This is a genomic window from Mesorhizobium sp. WSM4849, assembly GCF_055811385.1.
Genome location: NZ_JBVVPW010000103.1, coordinates 1 through 817 on the forward strand (window position 1 = coordinate 1; position 817 = coordinate 817).

Consider the following 817-nt stretch of genomic DNA (forward strand, 5'->3'; position numbering starts at 1 on the left):
TCGCTGGCCGACGGCGCCATCGATCTCAACCTCAGGGCGGATGCGGCTTCCGCAGCACTGCCGGCGGCAGCGCGCGGCGTGCTCGCCGAGCGGACGCAGCTCAGCGCGGTACTGAAGCGCGACGCCAACGGCAATGTCACCGCCAACGCCATCAGGCTGGTATCAGGTGCATTCAGCGCCGACGGGCAGGCCAGCCTCGCCGACAACAAGGCCAGCGCCGACGTCAAGGGCGCGCTGTCCGACATCTCGCTTCTGTCCGGGGATGCCAAGGGCGCCATAACGTTCGCGCTGAAGGCGCAGGGCGCCGGTACAGCGCCGGACCTGTCGCTGACGGTCGATAGCGACCGGCTTTCGGTGGCGGCGCGAGAAATCACCGGGTTGAGGCTCACCGCGACGGGGAAGGGCGACATCGCCAGCCCTGCGGCCGATATCTCGCTCACCGGATCCGTCAATGACGAGCCACTTGATTTCAAGGCGTCGCTGGTAACGCGCCAGGGAAAGCGGTCCATAGACGGACTAAGCCTGTCGCTGGGCGACAACAAAGTTTCGGGCGACCTTGCTCTCGACGATAGATTCCTGCCGCTCGGCACGGTGGCGCTGGATCTACCCGATATCAGTCCGCTCGCAGCCCTGGCGCTGGAAAAAGCTAACGGCGACGTGCGTGGCACGATCGCCTTCTCGAAGACCGGCAATGCGCCTGAGGTCACCATCAAGGCTTCGACGGCTTCGATTTCACGCGGCGATGTTTCGGCAAAGACGGTCACCATCGATGCGCTGATTGCTAACTATCTCGCCGCACCGGTGATCTCCGGAAAAA

The 817-nt window shown here is 64.4% G+C and carries 1 protein-coding gene; it reads left to right on the forward strand.

Going from position 1 to position 817, the window contains the following annotated elements:
- Window positions 1-817: AsmA family protein (locus tag AC0L3L_RS36380; RefSeq protein ID WP_473642191.1), on the forward strand; the 817-nt coding region annotated here is incomplete at both ends.